General features: G+C 59.8%; 18 protein-coding genes. 11 read left to right on the forward strand and 7 right to left on the reverse strand.

All coding sequences use genetic code 11. The annotated features are described in order from the left end of the window. The first annotated feature begins 101 nt into the window (after positions 1-101). Together BUA36_RS07295 and BUA36_RS07300 are read left to right on the forward strand one after the other, a co-directional pair. Positions 102-557 carry an Lrp/AsnC ligand binding domain-containing protein gene (locus tag BUA36_RS07295; RefSeq protein ID WP_008443393.1) on the forward strand — a complete coding sequence of 152 codons (456 nt, stop codon included), beginning with the start codon at positions 102-104 and terminating at the stop codon, positions 555-557. A gap of 58 nt (positions 558-615) precedes the next feature. Continuing rightward, positions 616-2175, forward strand: coding sequence for a methyl-accepting chemotaxis protein (locus BUA36_RS07300; protein ID WP_072783017.1), 1560 nt, complete (start codon positions 616-618; stop codon positions 2173-2175). Here BUA36_RS07300 and BUA36_RS07305 read toward each other — a convergent pair whose 3' ends face one another. Beyond that, positions 2176-3147 (reverse strand): LysR family transcriptional regulator, encoded by a 972-nt coding sequence (locus BUA36_RS07305; protein ID WP_072783019.1) that lies wholly within the window; start codon positions 3145-3147, stop codon positions 2176-2178. A 141-nt stretch (positions 3148-3288) separates the two neighbouring features. Here BUA36_RS07305 and BUA36_RS07310 point away from each other — a divergent pair, with 141 nt between their 5' ends. Next, positions 3289-3570 carry a hypothetical protein gene (locus BUA36_RS07310; protein WP_072783021.1) on the forward strand — a complete coding sequence of 94 codons (282 nt, stop codon included), beginning with the start codon at positions 3289-3291 and terminating at the stop codon, positions 3568-3570. 35 nt (positions 3571-3605) lie between these two features. On the opposite strand, the gene BUA36_RS07315 is transcribed toward BUA36_RS07310, so the two are convergent. From BUA36_RS07315 to BUA36_RS07335, 5 genes are all read right to left on the reverse strand, one after another. Then, the gene (locus tag BUA36_RS07315) at positions 3606-4190 is read right to left on the reverse strand and encodes a chalcone isomerase family protein (RefSeq protein WP_072783023.1); all 585 of its coding nucleotides are present in this window, start codon (positions 4188-4190) and stop codon (positions 3606-3608) included. 89 nt (positions 4191-4279) lie between these two features. Next, entirely contained in the window at positions 4280-4534 is a 255-nt protein-coding gene (locus tag BUA36_RS07320; protein WP_072783025.1) for a YfhL family 4Fe-4S dicluster ferredoxin, read from the reverse strand. 12 nt (positions 4535-4546) lie between these two features. Next, positions 4547-5038: a pantetheine-phosphate adenylyltransferase gene (coaD, locus tag BUA36_RS07325; RefSeq protein WP_072783027.1), complete on the reverse strand. Its 492-nt coding sequence runs from the start codon at positions 5036-5038 to the stop codon at positions 4547-4549. Between the two features lie 98 nt (positions 5039-5136). Continuing rightward, positions 5137-5784, reverse strand: coding sequence for a 16S rRNA (guanine(966)-N(2))-methyltransferase RsmD (gene rsmD / locus BUA36_RS07330; protein ID WP_072783029.1), 648 nt, complete (start codon positions 5782-5784; stop codon positions 5137-5139). A 52-nt stretch (positions 5785-5836) separates the two neighbouring features. Next, complete coding sequence (locus BUA36_RS07335) at positions 5837-6733, reverse strand: DUF6279 family lipoprotein (protein ID WP_229255638.1); 897 nt, start codon at positions 6731-6733, stop codon at positions 5837-5839. A 27-nt stretch (positions 6734-6760) separates the two neighbouring features. Here BUA36_RS07335 and glmU point away from each other — a divergent pair, with 27 nt between their 5' ends. The 3 genes from glmU to BUA36_RS07350 all read left to right on the forward strand — a co-directional run bounded on the left by glmU (position 6761) and on the right by BUA36_RS07350 (position 11241). Further along, positions 6761-8125 carry a bifunctional UDP-N-acetylglucosamine diphosphorylase/glucosamine-1-phosphate N-acetyltransferase GlmU gene (gene glmU, locus BUA36_RS07340; protein ID WP_072783031.1) on the forward strand — a complete coding sequence of 455 codons (1365 nt, stop codon included), beginning with the start codon at positions 6761-6763 and terminating at the stop codon, positions 8123-8125. 394 nt (positions 8126-8519) lie between these two features. Then, complete coding sequence (locus tag BUA36_RS07345; protein ID WP_072783649.1) at positions 8520-9008, forward strand: sigma-70 family RNA polymerase sigma factor; 489 nt, start codon at positions 8520-8522, stop codon at positions 9006-9008. A gap of 67 nt (positions 9009-9075) precedes the next feature. Further along, the gene (locus BUA36_RS07350; protein ID WP_072783032.1) at positions 9076-11241 is read left to right on the forward strand and encodes a TonB-dependent siderophore receptor; all 2166 of its coding nucleotides are present in this window, start codon (positions 9076-9078) and stop codon (positions 11239-11241) included. 158 nt (positions 11242-11399) lie between these two features. Here BUA36_RS07350 and BUA36_RS07355 read toward each other — a convergent pair whose 3' ends face one another. Further along, a complete protein-coding gene (locus BUA36_RS07355; protein WP_072783033.1) occupies positions 11400-11852 on the reverse strand; it encodes an Lrp/AsnC family transcriptional regulator in 453 nt (150 codons plus the stop codon). Between the two features lie 136 nt (positions 11853-11988). Here BUA36_RS07355 and glmS point away from each other — a divergent pair, with 136 nt between their 5' ends. The 5 genes from glmS (at position 11989) to BUA36_RS07380 (ending at position 19568) form a co-directional block, all read left to right on the forward strand. Then, positions 11989-13818: a glutamine--fructose-6-phosphate transaminase (isomerizing) gene (gene glmS / locus BUA36_RS07360; protein ID WP_072783034.1), complete on the forward strand. Its 1830-nt coding sequence runs from the start codon at positions 11989-11991 to the stop codon at positions 13816-13818. Between the two features lie 539 nt (positions 13819-14357). Next, positions 14358-16820: a hypothetical protein gene (locus BUA36_RS07365; protein WP_072783035.1), complete on the forward strand. Its 2463-nt coding sequence runs from the start codon at positions 14358-14360 to the stop codon at positions 16818-16820. A 355-nt stretch (positions 16821-17175) separates the two neighbouring features. After that, entirely contained in the window at positions 17176-17409 is a 234-nt protein-coding gene (locus BUA36_RS07370) for a hypothetical protein (protein ID WP_072783036.1), read from the forward strand. Positions 17410-17475: 66 nt separating this feature from the next. Continuing rightward, on the forward strand, positions 17476-18606 hold the full coding sequence (locus BUA36_RS07375) for a hypothetical protein (protein ID WP_072783037.1): 1131 nt from the start codon (positions 17476-17478) through the stop codon (positions 18604-18606). Between the two features lie 155 nt (positions 18607-18761). Next, positions 18762-19568 carry a hypothetical protein gene (locus tag BUA36_RS07380; protein WP_072783038.1) on the forward strand — a complete coding sequence of 269 codons (807 nt, stop codon included), beginning with the start codon at positions 18762-18764 and terminating at the stop codon, positions 19566-19568. The last annotated feature ends 311 nt before the right edge of the window (positions 19569-19879 follow it).

Raw genomic sequence — 19879 nt, forward strand, 5'->3', positions numbered from 1 at the left:
GGATTTCTTCTGGATTAATTCTGGTAATGCGAGGGGCTAGCAATAGATAGTTTTTGATGAGACAATTTAACCAAATAATATTTATTTGGGAGTTCCAGGAAATGTTAGACAAGATCAGCAAAAAAATCTTGATGGAATTGCAGAGCGATGGCCGTATCTCCAATGTGGAGCTGGCCGCGCGGGTGAATCTGTCGCCCGCCGCTTGCCTGGAACGTGTGCGCAAGTTGCACGAGTCCGGGTATATCATGGGTTACACGGCGCAACTGAATCCGCAACTGCTGGACGTGTCCCTGCTCGTCTTTATCGAGGTTGTGCTGGATCGCACCACGCCCGAAGTCTTCGACGCCTTCAAACACAGCGTCCAGGTGATCCCGGAAGTGCTGGAGTGCCACATGGTTGCCGGCGGTTTTGACTATCTCGTCAAAGCCCGCGTCAAGGACATGGCTGCCTACCGCGAATTCCTGGGTAAAACCCTGTTGCAGAAAGGCGTGCGTGAGACGCACACCTACGCCGTGATGGAAGAAGTGAAGAATACCACCAAGTTGCCCATAAAATAGCATCAAAGAAATAAATTAGTGGAGCCGCCCTAGGCGCCTGTTGTCAGACGGGGGACAGATGAAGCTTTTGCAGCACAAGATGGTGCAACGTGGATTGTGGATTTTGGCGGCGACAGCAGGCGGCACGGGCCTCGCCTATTTATGCGGGCTGATGGGCGCCGGGCCGGTCACGGCCGCGGTGCCGGCCGCGCTGGGCGGGGCGGCGCTGGCCTGGTGGGCGGCGCGGCAGGACCATGACGAAGGCGGCGTGCGCCACTTTGCCCACACCGTCGGCGAGGAAATTGACGCCATCATGATCGGCGCGGCGGAAACCTCGTATTTCGTCGATTCCGTAAAGAAGAAAATCGAGCTCGACGTCAGCACCGCTGGCAATATTGTCCACAGCTCCAGCCAGAACGCCGATACCACCGAACGCATTGCCGCCAACGCCGAGCGCGCCGCCAGAATTGCGGCCCAGGTGCGGGGCGAAACCGAGGCCGGCCGCAGCGAGGCCGACAGTGGTCTGCAACGCATCCGCACCGCGCGCCAGGACGCGCAAACGGCCGCCGACGTGATGGCGGCGCTGCAAATCAACTCCCGCAAAATCTACGGCTTTACCGAGGCCATCAGCGAAATTTCCGCGCGCACCAACCTGCTGGCGCTGAATGCCGCGATTGAGGCGGCACGCGCTGGCGAACAAGGCCGCGGCTTTGCCGTGGTGGCCAGCGAGGTGCGCCAGCTGGCACTGCGCACCAAGGAAGCGACCGACGAAATCAGTACCATGGTGCGTGAAATCAACCAGCAGGCGGAGCAAGCCGCCAGCGGCATGACCTCGCTCGCGGCCAAGGTCAGCGAGGCGGCCGGCAATGTGGAAACCGTGCACGGTCTGTTGGGCAATATCGAGCGCTCCTCGGGCGTGTCGGAAGAAGAGATCGGCGAGATTGCGCGCGCCTCGCGCGAGCATGTGACGACCACCGAAGACATCGCTGACGCCATCGCCCGCATCCGCGACAGCCTGTTATCCACCGAGAAGGAGTTGCCGCGCGCCGCCAGCTCGGCCATGGCGCTGGCGGAACGGGCGGAAATCATCACCGGTGCGCTGGGCGAGTCGGCGATTGCCACCTCGCACGACGAGATCCGCGAGGCGGCGCAGCGCGCGGCAGCGGAGGTGGGCCGGATCTTTGAGCAGGCCATCGCCAGCGGCAAGATTTCAGGCGAAGCGCTATGGGACCGCACGTACACGCCGATTCCGAACACCGATCCGCCCAAGCACAAAACCCGGTTTGACGATTTCACCGACCGCGTGCTGCCGCCACTGCAGGAAGGCTTGCTGGCGACCATGCCGCAGCTGGCCTATGCTGGCGCGGTGGATAACAACGGCTATTTCCCCACCCACAACAAGAAATTTTCCCAGCCGTTGACGGGCAACTACGATATCGACATCGTCAACAACCGCACCAAGCGGATTTTCAGCGACCGTACGGGCAAGCGCTGCGGCGCGAATACCAAACCGTTCCTGCTGCAGACGTACAAGCGCGATACCGGCGAGGTCATGCATGACCTGTCGGCGCCGATTTATGTGCATGGCAAGCACTGGGGCGGTTTCCGTATCGGCTACCGCTCCAGCAGCAGGCATTGATCAGCGGGTAGACGCCGGCGGCGTTGGCGGATTGCTGACGCGGTTCTGGGTGACCGTGTTCATCTTTTCCAGATGCACGCGCAGCCATTTGTGGGCCGGGCTGCGGGCATCGCGTTCGTGCCACAGCATGTCCAGGTGGACCGCCGGCAGCTGGAATGGCAATTCTTTATGGATCAGCGCGTCGGTCATGCCGGTGGCGGCAATCAGGTGGCGCGGCAGCACGGTAATCAGGTCCGAGTTGGCCACCACACGGCCGGCGGTAAAGAACTGGTTCACCGTCAGCAAGATGCGGCGTTCGCGTTGCAGCTGGGCCAGCGCCTCGTCAACCAGGCCGTGGGCGCGGCCGGAAAAGCTCACCAGCAGATGGTTGGCGGCGCAGTAATTCTCCAGGTTCAGCTCGACCTTGGACAGCGGATGGTCGCGGCGCATCACGCACACATACTTGCCCGAATACAGGCGTTCATGGCGGATCGGCGAACCGGTTTCGTACGACAGCTGGGCCGCCACCCCCGGGAAGAAACCGACCGCCAGGTCGATATCGCCGCGCAGCAGCATCGGCCGCGGCTCACGCGTGGTCAGCGGCACCATGCGGACATTCACGCCGGGCGCTTCACTTTCAATCGAGCGCATCAGCGACGGCAGCCACATGGCGGCGGTGGCGTCGGCCATCGCCATGCGGAAGGTGGCGTGGGCGGCGGAAACGTCAAAGGTTTCCGGCGCCACCGCCGCTTCCAGGCTGGCCAGCGCGCTGCGCACCGACGGCCACAGCGCTTCGGCGCGCGGCGTCGGCTTGACGCCGTAAGCGGTGCGAATCAGCAGTTCGTCACCGAGGCTCTCGCGCAGCCGCTTGATGGCGTTGGACACTGCCGGCTGGGTCATGGCCAGATGGCCGGCGGCCCGGGTCAGATTTTGCTCTGTCATCACAGCGTCAAACACGCGCAGCAAGTTCAGGTCCAGCGTCAGAAAGCTCATAGCGGCTCAAGGTTAGGTGTCAGAGAAATAACGATAGCACAGACCATTCACCAAACGAATAATTGTTATCGAGAAAGTAAATTGGTAACTTATGTTGCGCCGCACTATAGTTACGTCAGATTCTAAAGCTACGGCTACACCATGTCCATCATCATTTCCGCAGTACAAGATTTTTCATTGATCGCCGCGATCAAGCTGGCGCTGCTGATCGCTGTGAGCGGCGGCATGCTGGTGCTGTTCAAACCCCTGCTGGTGGGCTGCGTGCGCGCCGCCGTGCTGGTGGTGAAGCCGAAGATGAGCAAGGAGCAGCGTTTGCAGCGTCGCCAGATGCGCGACGCCATGCTGCTCAAGCGCATGATGAACCGCAGTGAATGCGATCCGAGCCATGCTGCAGAACTGCGCGCACTGGCTGCGCGCGCTTAAAAAATCAGGCGCGACAGGTCTGCCGCGCCGCAACATCACTTCTCGCCCAGCAGCGCCGGTTTCAAGGAACTGTCGACCGGCTTATCACCCAGCCAGATACGCAGCACCGCGTTGTAGAACGCCTGATCCGGCATCAGCTCGCCTAACTTCTTGCCATTCAAATAGCACTGGGTGCCCTCGTTCGGGGTCCAGTCCAGCGACAGCTGGTCGCCTTTCTTGAGCGCCGGCGTCTGCGCAAATACTTCACCGAACTTTTTGATTTGCGGCAGGATCTTGCTGAGTTCTTCCTTGCTGGTGTTGGCGTTGAGGCCGTCCATAAAGGCTTTGCCAAAGTCGTCCGAGCTGACTTCGCGCAGCATGGTGATGGCAACGCGGCGCGGGCCAGGCACGGCCAGCACTTCCGGCACCGTGGTTTTCTTGTCGGTCAGGTACAGGCCGGCGGCATACACCTTGAAAATGACCTTGGTACGCAGGCCGGCGCCGTTCAGCTTGAGCTGCTGGCCCGCCAGCGTGATGGTGTCGTCGAATTTGGCGCCGGCCACCTCAACAGCGGCAAACGCAGGCAGGCAGGCCAGAAGGGCGCCGGCCATCAGGGTGTGCAGGATAGTTCTACGGTTCATGGGTGTCTCCGGGGTGGTATGTGATCGGACTATACCATCGTGGAGACGCGGCGGCGTGTTTTGCCGCACGGTCATGCTTTTTTGGCCTCTCAGGCCTTGGCGGCCTGCAGGCGCTCGAACTTGGCGAACAGCTGGTCTTTGGTTTCGCGGTGCTCGGGATGGAAGGGAATGCAGCTCACCGGGCACACTTGCTGGCACTGCGGCTCATCGAAGTGGCCGACGCACTCGGTGCATTTGTCCGGATTGATTTCGTAAATTTCCGCGCCCATGTAGATGGCATCGTTCGGGCACTCGGGCTCGCAAACGTCGCAATTGATACAGTCGTCGGTAATGATTAAGGCCATGGCAGAACTCGCTTACTCGGTCTGGGTGGCAGCAATCTTCTTTTGCAGCCAGCGGTCGACCGATGGGAACACAAACTTGGACACATCCCCGCCCAGCATGGCGATTTCGCGCACGATGGTGCCGGAGATAAATTGATACTGGTCGGACGGCGTCAGGAACATGGTTTCGACGTCCGGCAGCAAATAGCGGTTCATGCCCGCCATCTGGAACTCGTACTCAAAGTCGGACACGGCGCGCAGGCCGCGCACGATCACGCGCGCATCATTGTCGCGCACAAAATCCTTGAGCAGGCCGGAGAAACTCTCCACGCGCACATTGGGATAGTGGCCCAGGACTTCATTGGCAATTTCCAGCCGTTCATCGAGCGAGAAGAACGGCTTTTTGTTCTTGCTGTCTGCGACGCCGACCACCAGCGTGTCGAACAGACCCGATGCGCGGCGCACCAGATCTTCGTGACCACGGGTCAGCGGATCGAAAGTTCCCGGATAAACAGCTACTACCATTGCGGCTCCCTGCAGTGCACCAATATAGAACGCGCATTATGCCTGAAAAACGGGTTTTGGCTTAAAGTTGCCTTAAATTGGTGATGTTTTAACGGCAATTAGGCTTTGCGTTTTAATAAATGGTAGAACACCATTCCGGCCTTGTCGGCCCGGATGATTTCCCAGTCCGCCAGCCATTCTGGCGCCTCGTCCTCGGCGAACTCCAGCGTCAGCCCGGACTCGGCGTACACCAGGCCGCCCTCCTTGAGCAGTGTTGTGCACAGCGGCAGAGTGCGTTCCAAAAAGCTTTGCTGATAAGGCGGATCGAGGAAAATCAGGTCGTAGCGCTGGCCGCGCGTCACGGCGGACTGAAGCACCGCCAGCGCGTCGCCGCGCATGATGTTGACGTTGTCGGCCTTCAGCTTGGTCTTGATGTCGCCGAGCTGGCGCGTGACCTGGGTATTGCTGTCGATCATGGTGACCGATTGCGCACCGCGGCTGGCCGCTTCAAAGCCCAGCGCGCCGCTGCCGGCAAACAGGTCCAGTACCTGGGCATTGGCCCAGTCGCCGTCGCGCTGGTGATTGATCCAGTTGAACGCGGTCTCGCGCACGCGGTCCGGCGTTGGCCGCAGGCCCAGCGCGGTCAGCACCGGCAGCGGCGTGCGCTTCCATTGGCCGCCAATGATACGCACCTGGTTGGCGTGCTGGGGACCGTGAACCGGAACTTTGGCGGGTTTGGCAGGCTTGCTGGCGGGCTTCTTTGGCATGAGGGCGTGTTCTAAGTCATTGATTCAACAGGCCATCATACCATACGGCAGCTTATTTCTGGTCGGTCGCCAGGGTCCGGAAGTCGTCGATCCAGCCCTGCATGCGCTTTTGCGCGTGGGCTTTCTGGGCTGGCGTGGCTAGCTTGATGACGGTCAGCACCAGTTGCAGATTGGCTTGCTCGTAACTGTCAAAGAAGGCTTTGCGTTCGGAGTTTTCCAGGCGTTCGAAGCCGTCCTTGATGAGCTCCTGAATCGCTGCCACGGTCGCTTCCTTGCCCAGCTTTTCACTCTGCACCCGGCGTGCCAGCGCCAGGATATTTTTCTGGCGGCGCACGCGTTCATCGAGCCAGATCTCGTTATTCAGCGGCCGCGCATCGGAGGCCTGGCGGATCGCGGCTTCCTGCTCGGAGGTAAAGCTGCCGAACCACAGCTCAAACTGCTCCATGGATTTTTTATAGCGGAACTTTTGCTGCGCCTCGCGGTCGCCGCGCATATTCTTTTTACGGAAATCAGCATTGTTGGCGGCAAACTTGCGTTCCAGCGTGGCGATCTGGTCTGCTTGCAGCGAGCGCGTCAGGTCGGCCAGTTCCGGCGCTGCTTTCAACAGCAGCGACTCGGTGCGCTGTTTGATGTCGTCGACATCGGTTTGCAGGTCGGCCTGGGTCGGGCCGGCAGTCAGCTGGCGCTGCGCGGTTTGCAGGATCTGCACATAATCCTGCAGCTGGGTCTTGCGGTGCCAGTGGAACAGCTTGTCGATATCTTCCCGCACCCATTCTTTCTGGTCGGAATTCAGGTCCACATAGCCATCGATCCACCAGTACAGCAGCGTATCGCCATGGTTATAGGCCAGGCGCAGCGAGCTGCATGCTGCAAGCAGCACCATCAGTGTGACCAGAAACAGCTGATACAGGGTCCGGGCACCGGACAGGGGCATGTTAGACTTGTGCATTTATACACTCTCTCTGATTTGGCACCTATGAACGTCGTTATCCTTGCTGCTGGCATGGGCAAGCGCATGCAATCCGCGCTGCCGAAAGTGTTACACCCACTGGCCGGCAAGCCGCTGCTGCAGCATGTGCTCGATACCGCGCGCAGCCTGTCCGCCGGCCGATTATGCGTGATTTACGGGCACGGAAGCGCAGCCGTGCAGGCGTTGCTTGCCAAACAGCCTGAGCAGGTCGCCACCGCGCTGCAGGAAAAGCAGCTGGGCACCGGCCATGCCGTGATGCAAGGTTTGTCTGAGCTCGACGACCAGGTCCCGACCCTGATCCTGTACGGCGACGTGCCGCTCACCACCACCGCCTCGCTGCAGGCGCTGATCGCCGCGGCCGGTAACGACAAGCTGGGCATTCTGACGGTCGAACAGGATGATCCTACCGGTTTGGGCCGGATCGTGCGTGAGAATGGCCACATAGTGCGTATTGTCGAGCAAAAAGATGCCACCGAGGCCGAGCGCGCCATCAAGGAAATCAACAGCGGCATCATGGTGGTGCCGACCCTGCGCCTGAAACAGTGGCTGGGCGCGATCAGGAACGACAACGCCCAGGGCGAGTACTACCTCACCGATATCGTCGCGCTGGCCGTGGCGGACGATGTGCCGGTGGTGTCGGCCCAGCCGTCGGCGCAGTGGGAAGTCGCCGGCGTCAACAGCAAGGTGCAGCTGGCCGAGCTGGAGCGCATTCACCAGCGCAATATCGCCAACCAGCTGCTGGAACGCGGCGTTACGCTGCTGGACCCGGCCCGCATCGATGTGCGTGGCGAGCTGATCTGCGGTCGCGACGTCACCATTGACGTCGGCTGCGTGTTTGAAGGCAAGGTCGAACTGGCGGATGGCGTGCATATCGGCGCCCACAGCGTGATCGTCAATGCCCGCATCCTGGCGGGCGCGCAGATCAAACCGTTCTGCCATATCGAAGAAGCGGTGGTGGGCGATGCGTCCATCATCGGCCCGTACGCCCGTCTGCGTCCCGGCACCGTGCTGGCGGAGGATGTGCATGTGGGTAACTTCGTTGAAATCAAAAACGGCCAGGTGGCCGCGCACAGCAAGGCCAACCACCTGGCCTACATCGGCGACGCCACCATCGGTTCGCGCGTCAATATCGGCGCTGGCACCATCACCTGCAATTACGACGGCGCCAACAAGTTCCGTACCGTGATCGAAGACGATGCCTTCATCGGCAGCGACAGCCAGCTGGTGGCGCCGGTTACCGTGGGCAAGGGTGCGACGCTGGGCGCGGGCACCACGCTGACCAAGAATGCGCCGGCCGGCAAGCTGACGGTGTCGCGGCCACGCCAGGTGACCATCGAAAACTGGACCCGTCCGGTCAAGATCAAAAAATAAGCTCGGACTCTGCAGCAAACACCACGGCGCCTGCGGGCGCCGTTTTTTATGTGTGGATAAATCTGTGGGTAAGCCCTGAGCAAGCGCGGGAAAACAGGTGGGCAAGCAGGTCCTGTCAGGCAAGCAGCGGTTTACAGTGCTGGCGTTGTGCCGGCAAGCCCAAAACCGCCCATATTTTCAGCAAATGTGCATAACTCTGTGCGTAAGCGCGTGGGTAAGTGCTGAATAATGCCCTGATAACCCAGGAATAACTTTAAATGCCTGTGCATAAAGCTGTGGACAGGCCCGGGAAAGTGCGGGGATAAGCAATTGCCTCGCCGAGGTCATTGCATATTTGATACAATGAGAATAATTCTCATTCCGAATTTGCTGACCTGTGCATCAAACCGTGCCTATTTCCGACGTTGGACAGTTGTACGTCGCCCACCACCGCTGGCTACTCGGCTGGCTGCGCCGCAAAGCCAACGGCGCCGACCATGCCGCCGACGTTGCCCAGGAGACTTTTGTACGCATCCTGTGCCAGCCGGAGCGCTGCTGCCGCGAAATGCGCGAGCCGCGCGCCTACCTGGCGACGGTGGCGCATCGCCTGCTCATCAATTACGCCGAGCGGCAGTCGCTGGAGCGCGCCTATCTGGAAGTGCTGGCGCAACTGCCACCCTGCCATGTGCCGTCGCCGGAAGAGCGCCTCATCATTCTGGAATCCCTGCACGACATCGACCGCATGCTGGATGGCCTGCCGCCCAAGGCGCGTGAAGCCTTCCTGCTGTCGCAGCTGGAAGGCCTGGGCTACAGCGATATCGGGGTACGCCTGGGTGTCACCGTACGCACGGTCAAGCGCTATATGGCTTCGGCATTTACCCAATGTCTGATGGCCTTGGCATAAACCGCTGTCCCCTTTTCCGCAGTCGCCGGTCTTACTTAGTACCAATCACAACACAGGGAAAAGTAAGATGGTTCACAAGTTGCACATCACGGCACTGGCGCTGGCGCTGAGCGCCGCCTACCCGGCCTGCGCCGCCGACGAAGAACAGATCACCAAGGTGGAAGTCAAAGGCCAGAACCAGAGCGACGACAGCTATCTGGCCGGTTCGGCCCACACCTCGACTCGCATGGAAATGTCGATCCGCGACACCCCGCAATCGGTCAGCGTGGTCACGCGCGCGCTCATGGACGACCTCGGCCTGCACCGTCTGGACGAAGCGCTGGCGCTCAGCACCGGCATCATGATCGGCCAGCAGGATAGCGAACGCACCAGCTTTTATGCGCGCGGCTTCAGCATCAGCAATATCCAGGTGGATGGCATGCCGCAGGGCTCCAATTCGCCCTTATCGGACACCATCCTGTACGACCGCATCGAAATCGTGCGCGGCGCCAGCGGCCTGATGGGCGGTACCGGCGATCCGTCGGCTGCCGTCAACATGGTGCGCAAACGCCCGGGCCGGACATTGCAGGGGAGTGCCAGCCTCATCTTCAGCCGCTGGAATGACCGCCGCCAGGAACTGGACCTGAGCGTGCCGCTGAGCGCTGACGGCAAGATCCGCGGCCGCGTCGCGCTGGCGCACCAGACACGCGATTCCTACATGGACATGTATCACGAGCGCAAAACCGTGGGCATGGCCATCGTTGAAGCCGATCTGACGCCCGCCACGCTGCTGACCGCCGGCATCGACTTCCAGCGCAACAAACCGACCGGCTCGACCTGGGGCGCGGTGCCGTACTGGAGTGCCGACGGCTCGCTGGCCAATCTGCCGCGCAACTTCTCGCTGAGCGCGCCATGGAGCACCTGGGCCAACAAGCAGCAAACCGTGTTCACGTCGATCGACCAGCGCCTGGGCAGCGGCTGGAAACTGCATCTGGGCTACGCCCGCACGGACAGCCGCAACAACACCACCGTGGTCAACGGCGGCGCCGGCTATCCGGATCCCGCCACCGGCAAAGGCATGAGCTTGTGGACCGGCGCCTGGGGCGAAGGCAAGGGCATCAACGACAACTACGATCTGTACGCAACCGGCCCGTTCACCCTGTTTGGCCGCCAGCACACGCTGATCGCAGGCTGGAATGGCGGCAAGCTGGTCAGCAGCAGCCAGGGCGGCGAAGCGCATCACGACTATCCTGATGCGATTCCAGACTACCGCAACTGGACCGGCAATATTCCGCGCCCGGTATTCGTGCCGGACGGCTCGCACACCGAAACCGAAACCAAGCTGGGCGGCGCCTACCTGGCCGGCCGGTTCAACCTGGCGGAACCGCTGACGCTGGTGCTGGGCGCACGCGTGAGCAACCACCGCACGGAGGATTCGGCGTTTGACACCAGCGGCAAATTCACTGGCAGCAGCAACCTGCAGGAGACCAAAAACGAAGTCACGCCGTATGCGGGCGTGGTCTACGACCTTAACCATCAGCTGTCGGCATATGCCAGTTACACCACGCTGTTCAATCCGCAAACTTCCAAGGACAAGGACAACCACCTGCTGTCGCCGGAAACCGGCACCAATGCCGAGCTGGGCATCAAGGGCGAGTTCCTGGACAAGCGCCTCAATGCCTCGGCCGCTGTGTTCCGCACGCTGAAAAAGAATCTGGCCGTGCTGGACCGCTCCGTCCCGGCTGGCTTCAAACTGCCGGACGGCAGCCTGGCCTACGTGGCGGATGGCAACGGATTGACCGCGCGCGGCATCGAGTTTGACGTTTCCGGCCAGATCACGCGCGACTGGAACGTCAGCGGCGGCTACACCATCCTTGACATCGCCACTGCCGATGGCAAGCGCGGCGAGCCGACCCAGCCGCGCCAGCTGCTGCGCCTGTCCAGCTCCTACCGCCTGAACCATGTGCTGCCAGGCCTGAAAGTAGGCGGCAGCCTGACCGCGCAAAGCGCCACCTATGGCGAATCCTGGTACGGCCGGCCCAAGGCCCCGGCCGGCGAGGAATCACGCCTGACGCAAGGCAGCTATGCTTTGCTGGGTGTGATGGCGGGGTACGAGATCAACCGCAACCTGAGTGCCCAATTAAACGTCAGCAACCTGCTGGACAAGCGGTACTACCGCAACGTTGGCTTCTACGACAGCGTCTTTTGGGGCGAGCCACGCAATATCAGCCTCACTATGACGGCCAGGTTTTAACGCCGGCTGTGGATATCCCTGTGGTTAAGCAGGTGAAAACCGCAGGGATAAGCACCGGGATAAGCTGAGGAAAAGCCCTGTATAAGCCAGTGCATAGCCTGTGCTTATGCAGGGGTTAAGTCTGTATAACGTTGCTCAAGAGTTGCCAACAGCTTTATTCACAGGCTGATGCGGGTCTCGAATTTGCTGCGGAACGTAGAGAAGTAAGCCTTCACATTCCGCACGTTGGCGTGGCTGGTGAACAGGCGGTGTGCCAGCGCGTTATAGGCCGGCATGTCGGCAACCTGCACCACCAGCACAAAGTCCGGCCCGGGCGCCACGCGGTAGCATTGCAGCACCGCCGCCTCGTTGGCGACCAGCGCTTCAAACGCCGTCATGCGTTCGGCAGCCTGGATATCGAGCGAGATTTCCACCAGCGCCGTCAGGCTGGGGCCGACTTTTTCGGGCGCCACGATGGCCACCTCACGCTGAATCACGCCGCTTTCGCGCAACTGCTTGACCCGCCGCAGGCAGGTTGGCGGCGAAATGTGCACCGCAGCAGCCAATTCCGCATTGGTTTGAGATGCATCAACTTGTAGCGCATTGAGAATGCGACGATCTATTTCATCCATGGGTCTATATTGAAATAATATTTCATGTGGTCAGTGTGATGAAATTTTATGTCATTTTCAATAGGAATTAGAAAGCATATTTCATCATCACTACTCTACGATTGCGGCTAACTTAATCCACTCACCGAGGTATTCTATGTGCGGCATCGTCGGCGCAGTAGCGCAACGCAATATCACTCCCATTTTGCTGGAAGGTCTGAAACGCCTGGAATACCGCGGTTACGACTCCTGCGGCGTGGCCCTGCACGTGGACGGCCAGCTGCAGCGCTCACGCAGCACCTCGCGTGTGGCTGATCTGGAACAGCAAATCAAGGAAGCCCGGCTGGAAGGCTACACCGGCATCGCCCACACCCGCTGGGCCACGCACGGCGCGCCGGCTTCGCATAACGCCCACCCGCACTTCTCGCCCTCGACCGAGCAGGCGCGGATAGCGCTGGTCCACAACGGCATCATTGAAAACCACGACGAACTGCGCGCCGAACTGACCGCGCTCGGCTATGTGTTCCAGAGCCAGACCGACACCGAGGTGATCGCCCACCTGGTCGAGCATATGTACAACGGCGACCTGTTCGACACCGTGCAGCAAGCCGTCAAACGCCTCGATGGTGCGTACGCGATTGCCGTGTTCTGCCGCGAAGAACCGCACCGCGTGGTTGCCGCCCGCCAGGGCTCGCCGCTGATCGTCGGCCTGGGCCAGGGCGAAAACTTCGTGGCCTCGGACGCCATGGCGCTGGCCGGCACCACCGACCAGATCATCTACCTCGAAGAAGGCGACGTGGTCGACCTGCAACTGGGCCGCGTGTGGATCGTCGACAGCCACGGCAAGCAAGTCGAGCGCGACGTAAAAACCGTGCAGGCCCACACCGGCGCCGCCGAACTGGGGCCGTACCGCCACTACATGCAAAAAGAAATCTTCGAACAGCCCCGCGTGATCGGCGATACGCTGGAAGGCGTCACCGGCATCATGCCCGAGCTGTTTGGCGATGGCGCCTACAACGTCTTCAAGCAGATCGACCGCGTGCTGATCCTCGCCTGCGGCACCAGCTACTACTCCGGCCTGACCGCCAAGTACTGGATCGAATCGGTGGCCAAGATTCCCGTCAACGTCGAAATCGCCTCCGAATACCGCTACCGCGACAGCGTGCCGCATCCGAACACGCTGGTGGTCACCATCTCGCAAAGCGGCGAAACCGCCGACACCCTGGCCGCGCTGAAACACGCACGCAGCCTGGGCATGGAACACACGCTGACCATCTGCAACGTCGGCCACAGCGCCATGGTGCGCGAATGCCAACTGGCCTACATCACCCGCGCCGGCGTGGAAGTGGGCGTGGCATCGACCAAAGCCTTCACCACCCAGCTGGCGGCGCTGTTCCTGCTGACGCTGGCGCTGGCGCAAGTCAACGGCCGCCTGACGGAAGCAGAGGAAGTCGAGCACCTGAAAGCCATGCGCCACCTGCCCGTCGCGATTTCGGCCGTGCTGGCGCTGGAGCCCCAGATCATTGCCTGGGCCGAAGATTTCGCGCGCAAGGAAAACGCCCTGTTCCTGGGCCGCGGCATGCACTACCCGATCGCGCTCGAAGGCGCGCTGAAACTCAAGGAAATCTCGTACATCCACGCGGAAGCCTATCCGGCGGGCGAGCTGAAGCACGGCCCGCTGGCGCTGGTGACCGAAGAAATGCCGGTGGTCACAGTCGCGCCTAACGACGCGCTGATCGAGAAGCTCAAGTCGAACATGCAGGAAGTGCGCGCGCGCGGCGGCCAGCTGTACGTGTTTGCCGACGTCGACTCGCGCATTACCTCGGGCGAAGGCGTGCACGTGATCCGTCTGCCGGAACACTACGGTCTGCTGTCGCCGATCCTGCACGTGGTTTCCCTGCAGCTGCTGGCCTACCACGCCGCCGTCGCCCGCGGCACCGATGTGGACAAGCCGCGCAACCTGGCCAAGTCGGTCACGGTGGAATAACCATCCTGGATGTCCAGCCAGATGTCCTAAAGTAACAATTAATGCGGATAATTCTATCTAGTGCGGGTTCGAGAAATGACAAATAATTGTATATGTGGATAATTGTTTCAATTAGGTTAAAAATGACTAATTTGACCCATGAAATTATCTGCTTGAAAACAATTATGGAGAGTTTTCTGGGTTAAGGAAAGAATTGACGCATAGTCAAGCTAGCGGATCTCAAGCTTTATCAAAAGGCTTTTCTGGTTATGCTTGGGTGGCGGAAAGAGGGTGTCGGACGTGTAGGCGTTACTCAAGCTGCGGAGCGGCTATTTCGACAGCGTGGCCGCCAAGGTCGTGCTGGTGCAGCGAAACGGGTTGTAAGATAGCACGCCTGGCGCGCATTTGATGCCGCCGGCGGTAGATATCGCAGGCGGCATTTTTTGCATCAGTTCGGGAACGGAAGGATTTCTCGCTGCCGGGGTATTGCGTATACTTCTAGCTAAGCAGACCGCGAGAAACGGCATGCCCCTTCCCGAATCATTAACAACATGGCAAGCATGTCCCACATTACCGCCGACGTAAGGCTGAGGCCCATCCGTTTCGCGTTCCTGGTCCGTCCGGACGACCGGAGGCGCACGCTTGAAATCTTCAGGGTCAACACCTGTCTTTGGGGAGGGAAATTCAATCCCATCGTCCCGTGCTTCAGGCAGGTACCAGGCTGGTGGGACAGGCGCGGCCACAAGTTCGAGACAGCGATCCAGATCACTAACGGTTATCTCGACATGTTTGAGCCGGACTTTCTCGTTGAGGCGGAACCAGGCTTGGCGGATGGCCTCGAGTTCGATCCCGAGCGCGTCCTTCAACTCGGGGACGTGCTCGTCCGCGATGGGCAGGACCGTTCGGGCGGTTGCGGCCTGAGCGTCCTCGATCTATACAGGCACCTATATGAGGCCGAGTTCCAGTTCGTCCGCCGCCACAAGCACGACATAGTCGATGTGGTCCCGCGCCAGTCCGCCTTCAGGAACTTCGCCGCCGCCGTATTCGGCGCGTTCCCTTCCGACGAGGACCTGCTGTACTTCGGCCGCGCATACGGGGACGCGTTCGCACCGGAACGGATATCCTTGGATGGCCCAGCGCTCGCCAGCCTTTACGGCAAGAGCCTCACTTCCGCGCTGCGGATCGGGCATTCCAAGATCGAAGTCGATTACCACAACCGGGACGATCCGACGCTTTTCGTGCTGGACGCGACGCAGCCGCGAGACCTCGTGGACTTCTGGAACCTACGCGCGGTAAGGCCGCACGTCCTTCCGATCCCGATCCAGTGGGCCGAGGAGCTATCCGGCTTCTGCAAGGAGTTCGTGGCGAGAAGCTTCAGGCCGCTCCCCGGCAACCCGAACGGGGTCATGATGCACGCGAACGTGATGTTCGCTAGGTCGATTCCGACGGCGGAAATAGAGCCGCTTTACGCGCGACATTTCCGGACAGGCGTGCCGGGAGCCGACGTGCGGCAGGACTGGTATCCCTCGATCTGGCGTCCGGCGCCGGGATTCACCGTTAGGGAGACCCGGCCGACCCTGACGGCCGGAAGCAGGACCGTGGACTCCGAGTTCTCGCAAGAGAGTCCGTATGTCCGAATCGACTGCGTGGATCCCGATTTCGCCGAAAAATACGGCAATTCTAACCGCTGGGCGAACGTGGTCAGGCTGCGGGACTGGACGTTCAAGGACCAGCTAGCCACCGTCTTCCCGTGCGACTACAGAGCTCCGAAGTTTCCCAAGTTCGAGCCGCTGGCGGCCACGCTGCCTACGACGGAAGGCCTCGTTTCGTTTGCGAAATACAAGGAGTCCCGCCACTCCTGGAGGATGGTGACGGGGACGGCAGCCATAAACGAGTGGCTGAAAACGCACGGGATAACCGCCACCCTATCCGACGCTGGGCGCGCCACCGGCCAGATAATCCAGGCGCTCGGGGGATTCGGGGGCGTCAGGAGCCTCGCCCATCCGGCAATCGTGAAGCTGCTCAACAGCGTTACCCGGCGGCCGATATCGCCGTCGATACAGCACCAGGAGTTTAGAAACAAGCTGGAGGCGCCGCTCAAGGGCGACCACTGGCGTGCGCGGAACTTTGAGACTCTGGTCGAGCGTGGCGCCGTCGAGCTCGGTATGAAGCTGAAGTGCTCCAAATGCTCCAGCTGGAGCTGGTACGCCATCGACCGGATGGGTTACAGGGTGAGCTGCGCCCTGTGCCTGCAGGAGTTCGGCTTCCCGATAGTCGAGCCGGCCAAGGGAGCGGAATGGGCCTATCGCCTTGTCGGGCCGTTCGCGCTGCCGAACTACGCCACCGGCGGCTACGCCGCCTCCTTGTCGATCCGCTTTTTCGCAGACGTGGTCGACCAGGGGCACGACAGCAACGTCGCATGGTCGGCGGGCCAGGAACTCGCGTTCAGCCCGAGCGACCGGATCGAGGCAGATTTCATCCTGTGGTACCAGCGGAAGGTCACTTTTGGGAATGACTACCCGACGCAGCTGGTCTTCGGCGAGGCCAAGAGTTTCCGGGGCGAGAATGCGGAGGAGCGGCGCGAGATAGAAGACGCGTTCGACCAGCGGGACGTCGACAGGATGAAAAGGCTCGCGACCGAGTTCCCAGGATCGATCCTAGTGTTCTCGACAATGAAAAAGCCGGAAGAGTTGTCCGACGACGAAATCGCGCGCATTTCCAAGCTTGCTCAATGGGGCCGCGAGTACGTGCGGGAGCGGCGTAAGTCGCGCGCGCCTGTAATCGTGCTAACCGCGAACGAGCTGTTCGCGCCGTATTCGCTTCGCGACGCGTGGGGCAAGCTGGGCGGAAGGCACGAGGAGTTCGCCAACGCGGGGATGATCCGGACGGAAAACCTTCGTGTGCTTGCGGACCTTACTCAGCAACTCTACCTGAATCTTCCCTCTTACGGCGAGTGGCTCCGGGGGAAGTGGGAAAAGCGCGCCGAGCGCCGTAGGGCGCGTTCCGGAGCGCTGGCCAAGTAGCGGCACCTAAAGTGGACCCGCTAGTCAAGACACTCAACCGGCTAAATTAAGCTGTGCCCATTACCCCTTCCGCAGCCGCTCGGCGCTGCCCCATTTCATTCACATTCTCCTGCTTCTGGTCTGCGTCGCCGAATTTGTCGACGATCAGCGCGCCGCCGCCGCTGCCTTTACAGTAGACGCGGTTTGGCGCCTCGTAGACTCTGCGCACCCTATTAAGAAAGTGGCTTAAAAAGATTCATATTAGTGCGCCTAACAATCCTTACAGCAATCAAAAAAATTCCTTACGTAATCCTTAGGATTGCCTTAGAATATTCTTACAAAATCCCTAAACCCCAAAACATGGAAGGCAAAGAAGATGGCGAAATCGGTAGATAGTGTGGTATCCGATCTGCGTGAGCTGCTTAACAAGTCTGGCAAGGATGCTGCAACTTTGACTTGGAAAAAATTCTACGTCGTCGCTGGACGGGAACGAATAAAGGATGCATTCATGGAGGACCTGGCCAAGCAGGCCAAGGCTGCAAGCCTGTTCGTCTCCTATGGGAACGCCGTGGTCTTGGTCGCCAAGGATTACGACTTTTCTCCGGTCTGAAGCCAGACTGTCGTACCGTAAGCCCCTTGATCCTCATGATCCAACCGAACAGACAGGAAGAATAAAATGGAAGTCGAACGCATCGCCGATGCAAGTGGCCGAGTCGCCATGTGGGCGTACGAATGGGATATCACCCAGTCACCCGCAGCCAAGGTCAACCGCCAGTTCCTGGGATATGAGCAGCCGATCCGGCCAGACCAGACCGCCGCGCACGAGGTTCGCGAGGCGATCTGCTGGTCTTACGGTCGCACGCTGGGTAATATCGCGGTCTTCAGCGAAGAGTTGCTTGGCTCGTTCCCTGCGCAAAAGGGGGATGACGCCATTTTGGCTTGCGACATCGTTGAGGCGGGCAAAATGCGAAATGGCGCGAAGCGTTGGTGGTGCCGTACGCATCAGAAGCACTGGGGCACGAAGGGGGACATCGCAGCCGCAAGGCGGAGCGGCGTGGCCCGATGCTCCAACCATTTGCAGCCGATGTCATACGTAATCAATCCTCCCCATATCCGTATGGAGGAGCATGCCGAAGTGGGCATCTGGTGTTCGCTGCCGCCTGCATTGACGAGCATGGGCTTGCCTGCGAGACGCAGGCCAAAGATCCATGTCCATGTACGCCAGCAAGCCGGCGGTGACAAGGTGATAGATCAGGATTTCGAAGCCCTATCCCTGCACTACAACCCGGCTGGTGACCTTTTCGCCAACAACGAAATCAACAAGGTGCACGTGACTCCGCCGGCGGCCCTTGAGTTCGTGCTTGCCTTGGAATCCGGCTTGGAGATGGGTTGCATCAATTGCAGAGACTGCGGATACCCGCATCTGGATCTCGGAGATTTCGCGCGTACGGCTCATAGCAAGCACCTGTGCGGCAATTGCGGTAGGGACAATACGTGGAGTAAGGTTGCGATGGCATCTACACCACTGAAGCCGCTGCACGACCAGTTCAGCAAGGCGTCGCAGTATGATGACGTGGACAAGGTGCTCAATATTGATGAATATCCAGGCGCCAGCTTCGCACTGTGGGCCTCTACTCCGGCGGTACTGTGGACAGCAAACCGTGCTCAAGAACGCGGTATTCACGTTCATTTGAGAGCAGATAGTCATCCCCCTATCGACGACACCTTCGGCACCGTAATTTACCAAGGTAATGAGCTGGATCGTTCTCAACTACTGGAGTCGATGATAGCAAACACCATCATCTGACTCTCCGTACCGTGACGTGCTACAAATAGCACATCACGGGGCACACAACGGCGTTGGCCTGATAGTCGTTGCGATTAGATACTGCTCTGGGCATAGTGAAGGAAACCTATCATCTAGCCCGAGTTACTTGACCGTTACAATTTGACAGGAAAACCATGTTCGCCTGGTTAAAAACTTTGGTGTCCGGGTTCGGTGCGACAACGGCGCCATCGCCAGTTAATCCTGAGCCCGCAGCGGCGTCGATGCAGGTCGCAGTACCGCCTTTGTATTTTCTGGACGTGGACGACGCAGACAGGCTGTTTTTGCGTTTTGTGCATGCCACGTCGTCGGAAAACGCGCCAAGTATCCGTGCGTTGGGGTTGCGGCCGTTGCACGATGTTCGCGCTCGCCTGCTGGCGTACCTCGCGCTAGTATTCCCTGAACAGGATGCCGAGGGTCTGCTTAGCATGATTACCAAGGACACCAATCAGCAAAGAAATTCTCTGGTCATTCGGCGCCTGCAAGCAGAGGCCGAAGGACGGGCGACATTGTCGCTACTGCCCCTGGGTAGTCACGGCTATCTGGGCTCGGCAGCGTCGAACGCGGTATTCGATGGCGGCGAGGTGTTCCGAGCGGCGCGGGAAGCCGTCAACAGTCTGTGTTCGATCACCGTGCCGCCACCTTACCCCGACGCAGTGCCAACGGTCTTCGTCGTGCGCCATTACCTGACGGGAGATCCACCCGATTTACAGCTGGAGGGCACGGGCGATCATGGCGTGTCGTTGCGCGAAGCCGTCGCCAGCGACTTCACTAGCGACTACTGGTGCACTTATGGCACCGAGATGGAACTGGCTGTGAGTACAGCGTATCAGCCGGCACACATCGAAGGTGAATTCCGGTTGGTGGATTTCAAGCGTCGGCGCATGGCGAAAGCCAGTCCATCCGCCATCACAGTGGCAACAGCCATGCTTGCCGCCGCGTAGACGCAACTTACGATATTGGCTTAGCTTCAAACTAAACCATACCTACCGGGCAAGTCTAGTTGGGCATTTACCCAAATATCGTGTGCTAATGCAAGCTAGACTTCACAACCCCCAAGCATGCCTCCGGATGCATTGATCCGTTTGACGCAGATATATTAGGAACCACACAGAATATTTATAGTTTATATTGCAATAATTATGGTTGTGATATGAGTTGGCTTGGGCTTTCAAAATCATAGCTTCGCTAAGAAGCTAAATTGCAAGGGGTAAGAGATCAGTAGTACTCTACTCGTGTACAATTAAAGGTTTTT

It is taken from the genome of Duganella sacchari (assembly GCF_900143065.1).
GTDB classification, from domain to species: Bacteria; Pseudomonadota; Gammaproteobacteria; order Burkholderiales; family Burkholderiaceae_D; genus Rugamonas; species Rugamonas sacchari.

Excerpts from the sequence above, each read along its gene's own strand:
- BUA36_RS07355 (WP_072783033.1), bottom strand. The coding sequence starts at position 11,852 with ATGGATGAAATAGATCGTCGCATTCTCAATGCGCTACAAGTTGATGCA.
- BUA36_RS07315 (WP_072783023.1), bottom strand. The coding sequence starts at position 4,190 with ATGAACCGTAGAACTATCCTGCACACCCTGATGGCCGGCGCCCTTCTG.
- BUA36_RS07320 (WP_072783025.1), bottom strand. The coding sequence starts at position 4,534 with ATGGCCTTAATCATTACCGACGACTGTATCAATTGCGACGTTTGCGAG.
- coaD (WP_072783027.1), bottom strand. The coding sequence starts at position 5,038 with ATGGTAGTAGCTGTTTATCCGGGAACTTTCGATCCGCTGACCCGTGGT.
- glmU (WP_072783031.1), top strand. The coding sequence starts at position 6,761 with ATGAACGTCGTTATCCTTGCTGCTGGCATGGGCAAGCGCATGCAATCC.
- BUA36_RS07370 (WP_072783036.1), top strand. The coding sequence starts at position 17,176 with ATGGCGAAATCGGTAGATAGTGTGGTATCCGATCTGCGTGAGCTGCTT.
- BUA36_RS07335 (WP_229255638.1), bottom strand. The coding sequence starts at position 6,733 with ATGCACAAGTCTAACATGCCCCTGTCCGGTGCCCGGACCCTGTATCAG.
- BUA36_RS07295 (WP_008443393.1), top strand. The coding sequence starts at position 102 with ATGTTAGACAAGATCAGCAAAAAAATCTTGATGGAATTGCAGAGCGAT.
- BUA36_RS07305 (WP_072783019.1), bottom strand. The coding sequence starts at position 3,147 with ATGAGCTTTCTGACGCTGGACCTGAACTTGCTGCGCGTGTTTGACGCT.
- BUA36_RS07310 (WP_072783021.1), top strand. The coding sequence starts at position 3,289 with ATGTCCATCATCATTTCCGCAGTACAAGATTTTTCATTGATCGCCGCG.
- rsmD (WP_072783029.1), bottom strand. The coding sequence starts at position 5,784 with ATGCCAAAGAAGCCCGCCAGCAAGCCTGCCAAACCCGCCAAAGTTCCG.
- BUA36_RS07365 (WP_072783035.1), top strand. The coding sequence starts at position 14,358 with ATGTCCCACATTACCGCCGACGTAAGGCTGAGGCCCATCCGTTTCGCG.
- BUA36_RS07380 (WP_072783038.1), top strand. The coding sequence starts at position 18,762 with ATGTTCGCCTGGTTAAAAACTTTGGTGTCCGGGTTCGGTGCGACAACG.
- BUA36_RS07300 (WP_072783017.1), top strand. The coding sequence starts at position 616 with ATGAAGCTTTTGCAGCACAAGATGGTGCAACGTGGATTGTGGATTTTG.
- BUA36_RS07375 (WP_072783037.1), top strand. The coding sequence starts at position 17,476 with ATGGAAGTCGAACGCATCGCCGATGCAAGTGGCCGAGTCGCCATGTGG.
- glmS (WP_072783034.1), top strand. The coding sequence starts at position 11,989 with ATGTGCGGCATCGTCGGCGCAGTAGCGCAACGCAATATCACTCCCATT.
- BUA36_RS07350 (WP_072783032.1), top strand. The coding sequence starts at position 9,076 with ATGGTTCACAAGTTGCACATCACGGCACTGGCGCTGGCGCTGAGCGCC.